Annotated in this window: 4 protein-coding genes; all 4 read left to right on the forward strand. The window is 74.9% G+C overall.

Annotation, left to right across the window (positions count from 1 at the left end; translation table 11 throughout):
• Positions 1–1,054: thiopeptide-type bacteriocin biosynthesis protein (locus AOK16_RS22400; RefSeq protein ID WP_205627758.1), on the forward strand; the 1,054-nt coding region annotated here is incomplete at its 5' end.
• On the forward strand, positions 1,051–2,508 hold the full coding sequence (locus tag AOK16_RS22405) for a lanthionine synthetase C family protein (protein ID WP_079101660.1): 1,458 nt from the start codon (positions 1,051–1,053) through the stop codon (positions 2,506–2,508). The genes AOK16_RS22400 and AOK16_RS22405, both read left to right, overlap by 4 nt.
• A gap of 8 nt (positions 2,509–2,516) precedes the next feature.
• Positions 2,517–3,476 (forward strand): ABC transporter ATP-binding protein, encoded by a 960-nt coding sequence (locus AOK16_RS22410; RefSeq protein ID WP_240483697.1) that lies wholly within the window; start codon positions 2,517–2,519, stop codon positions 3,474–3,476.
• On the forward strand, positions 3,473–4,234 hold a 762-nt coding region (locus AOK16_RS22415; protein ID WP_240483698.1), incomplete at its 3' end, for an ABC transporter permease. The genes AOK16_RS22410 and AOK16_RS22415, both read left to right, overlap by 4 nt.

The following is a 4,234-nucleotide window of genomic DNA, read 5'->3' on the forward strand; positions in this document are numbered from 1 at the left end:
CTCCGCCCCGCGCCCCTATGAGCCCCGACGTGCCTACGCGGGCGTGCGGGCGGAAGCGGGGCAGGCGCATGGGGAGAGCGGGTCACCGGAGCGTGAGGTGCACGGGCTGGGCGGGGAGTGGCTCTACCTCAAGCTGCACGGTTCCGCGCGGGCACAGGACGACCTGTTGCGCGACCGCGTGCCGGACCTTGTGCGCCTGGCCGCCGAGAAGGGCGCCGACCGGTGGTTCTTCATCCGCTACACCGACGAGGGCGGCCACCACCTGCGGCTGCGCCTGCACGGCCGCCCCGAGGCCCTGTGGGGCGCCGTCGCGCCCGTGGTGGGCGGGCTGCTGGCCGACTGGCAGCGGCAGGGGCTGCTGCGAGGCCACGGCATGGCCCAGTACGACCCGGAGAGCGAGCGCTACGGCGGCCCCGGGGCCCAGAACCTCGCCGAGGAGGTCTTCCGGCACGACAGCGAGGCGGCCGTCGAACTCCTGCGCATCGCCAAGGAATCCGGCAGGGACCCGAGCGCGGAGCCCGGGAAGGGGGCCGCCCAGGAGCCCGGTTACGGCACCGACGAGCTCGCGGTGATCTCCTGCGCCGCGCTCGCCCACGCCTTCGGACCGCCAGCCCCCGGCAACCCCAGGGTCACCGAGGACTGCGGTGACGACGGCGCGGCCGCCTGGCTGTCCATGACCGGTTCGCGCCGCGACCTGCCCGCCGAGTACCGCGCACGGGCCGCCCACTGGCGCCGGACCGTGGACCCGTACGGCGGCTGGCCCGCCCTGGCCGCCGACCCGGTGGGCGCCCGCGTCCTGGCCGCCCTGGCCCCGCGCGACGCCGTCGTGTGCCAACTGGCTGACCACGTACGGAAGTCGGGCTCCACGCCCGAGGGTCGGGTCGTCGGCAGCCTGCTCCACATGGTGTGCAACCGCCTGTTCGGCGGGTCCAGCGCCCGCGAGCTGACCGTGCTGGGCATCGCGCGCGGGGCGGTCCAGGACCAGCGGTCCCGCCGGATCCACCGGGCGCGCACCGCCGCGCCGCACCCGACACCGCGAGGGGGAACCGCGTGAACCGCCCGACCGCACCCGGCAACCAGGCGGCTGCCACCCGCCCGCGTGAGGACGTCGCCCCACGCGCGCGTGCCGGGGCCGACACCGCGGCGGCCACCGCACCCGCCGCCGTACCGACCGCCCGAGAGGCCGTCGCCCTGGTCGCGGCCCGCCTGGCCGACCCGCAGCGGACAGCCGCCGTCGCCTCCCGCGACGACAACCGCGACCCCGTCTACAACGCCCTCATGTGGGGCCCGCTGACCCTCGCCAACGGCCTGCCCGGGACCGCGCTCCTCTACGGCGAGCTGTCCCGCACCGACGAGACCTGGCGCCGAGCGGCACACCAACACCTCGCCGCGGCCGGGCAGATCATGAACACCGCGCCCAGCCGGGGCCTGTTCTCCGGCCCCGCCGCCCTCCTGGCCGCCGCCCAGACTTGTGCCGGGCCCGAAGGGCACTACGGCTCCCTGAGGGGTCGGCTCGCCCGCTGGGTCGCCGACGACCAGACCTCCCGCCTCGCCGCCTTCCGCGCCCGCGCCGAAAGCGGTGGCCGCGGGGTGGACTGGGCCGCGTACGACCTGATCAACGGCCTGTCCGGGACCGCCCGGCTCCTCCTGGACGCCGCGGCCGACCCGGCGGAGACCGGTCCCGAGGTGGTGGCCGCGCTCACCGAGTCCCTCCGCCACCTCGTACGCCTCACCGAGCCCGTCGCGGTGGACGGCCGGACCGTCCCCGGCTGGTGGGTGCCGGCGGAACTCCAGGTCAGCGACCGCGACCGGAGGGCCTATCCGCGCGGCGACTTCAACCTCGGCATGGCGCACGGCATTTCCGGTCCCCTCGCGGTCCTGTGCTCGGCCCTGGAGCGCGGCCGCGAGGTGGCGGGACAGCGCGAGGCGGTCCACCGGATCGCCGACTGGCTGCTCGGCTGGACCCTGCGCGACGCGGCGGGCCCCTACTGGCCCGCCCGCGCCGGCTGGGACGACGAACTGGCCCAGCGGCGGCCCCGGGAGCTCTTCACCCGCACTGCGTGGTGCTACGGCACCCCAGGCGTCGCCGCCGCGCTGCACCGGGCCGGCACCGTGCTCGTCCAGCCGCACTGGCGGGCTGCCGCGGTGCGCGCCCTGCGCGCCGCGCTCGCCCGCGACGAGACCATGTGGGCCATCGAGGGCCCTACCGTCTGCCACGGCTACGCCGGGTTGCTCCGGATCGTCGCGCGCGTGGCCGAGGAGTCCGGAGATCCCGAACTGCTCGCCGGGTGCGACCGGTTGACTGCCAAGGTCCTCGCCTGCGCCGACGAGGAGGCGCCCTTCGGCTTCCGCCACCTGATGCGCTTCCCGGCCGCCGCCCGCTCGCCCGTACCGCACCGGGCCCTCGACGTCGCGGGCCTGCTCGAAGGCGCCGCGGGCGTGGCCCTGGCCCTGCTCCCGGCCACCGGCGGCCCGCTGCCCTGGGACCGCTGCCTGGGGCTGGCATGAACCGGCAGGTGAGGACGAGGGAGACCGCGGCCTTCGAGACGGGGGAGCCCGCGGCCTTCGACGTGACCGGCCTCGTCGTCCGCTACGGCAAGGTGACTGCGGTCCAGGGCGTGTCCGTCAGCTCCCCCCCGGGCCGCATCACCGCGCTTCTGGGCCCCAACGGAGCCGGAAAATCCAGCCTGTTGGGGGTCCTCTCCACCGCCGCCCGGCCGGACGCCGGCACGGTACGGATCTTTGGGTACGAGGTGCGGGAGGCCCCCATGGAGGCCCGCCGTAGGCTCGGCCTGGTCTTCCAGGAGCGGACGCTCGACAAGGAGCTGTCGGTCGAGCGCAACCTCTGGTTCCACGCCCGGCTGTTCGGCATGAAGCGGGCCGACGCACGCGCGCGCATCGACCGGATGCTGTGCCTCCTGGACCTCGAGGACCGCAGGCGCCAGCCTGTCGAGGAGCTGTCCGGCGGCCTGGCCCGGCGGGTCGAGATCGCCCGCGCCCTGCTGCACCGCCCCGGCCTGCTCATCCTCGACGAGCCCACCAACGGCCTGGACCCGACCGCCCGCTCCGCCGTGTGGGCCGATCTGCTGCGGCTGCGCGACGAGTTGGGCGTCACCGTCCTGTACTCGACCCACTACATGGACGAGGCGGAGTTCGCCGACGAGATCGTCATCCTCAGGCGCGGCCGCGTGGTCCGGCAGGGCAGCGCCGTCCGCCTGAAGGGGAGCCTGGAATCCTCCCGGATCGTGGTGGCCTGCGCCGACGGCGAGGCCGCGGCACGCCAGCTGCGCGCCGCCGGCTTCGACCCGCTGGCCGAGCCCGGCGGCCTCGCGGTCCACTGCACGGACCCCGAGAGCCGCGTCGCCGACGTCGTACGGGCCCTGGACGTCCCCGCCCTGACGCTCTCCGTGCGCCACCCGTCCATGAACGACGTCTACTTGGCGGCGGCCGGCGAGGAGAGGGCGATGGTCCCGTGACACAGCTGACCCAGCCACCCCAGGCGCCCCAGCCACCCCAGACACCCGCTCCGGCCGCGAATCCCGTCTCCAAGGCACCGGTCGGCGGAGGCCTCGCCCTGTGGGCGCGGGCGGTCGCCGTCATCGCCCACAGGGATCTGCTCCGCCAGGCCAAGCGCCCCGGCACGCTCATCAGCCAGGGCGTGCAGATCCTGTTCTTCGTCCTCGTCTACGCCGTCGGCTTCGACGGAATGATCGGCTCCGTCGACGAGGGCGTCCCCTTCAGCGCCTATGTCTTCCCCGGCATCATCGCCATCCAGGTCGTCTCGATCGGCGTCGCCTCCGGCCAGACCTACGCCTGGGACCGGGAGTACGGAGTGCTGCGCGAACTCCTCGTCGCGCCCGTGCCACGCGTCTGCCTGCCGCTGGGGAAGGTCGCCGCGGGGGCTGGAACGGTCACCGTCCAGAGCGTCCTCATGCTCGCCTTCGCCCCCCTGATGGGCATCCAGCTGACGCCGTCGCGGTTCGCGGCGGCGGCCGGCTGCTACGCGCTCGCGGCCGCCGTGTTCAGCGTCATCGGGCTCTGCCTGGCAACCGTCATCCAGCGGGTGCAGACGCTCCAGGCCACCGTCCAGATGGCCATGTTCCCCATGCTGTTCCTGTCCGGCTCCGTCTTCAGCGCCCAGGACGCGCCCGGCTGGCTGGCCGTCATCATGTACCTCAACCCCATGACCTACGCGGTCGACCTCGCCCGCCAGACCCTCCTGGGAGGAGGCGGG

Origin of the sequence: Streptomyces pathocidini (assembly GCF_001418495.1) — a bacterium.
GTDB lineage: Bacteria > Actinomycetota > Actinomycetes > Streptomycetales > Streptomycetaceae > Streptomyces > Streptomyces pathocidini.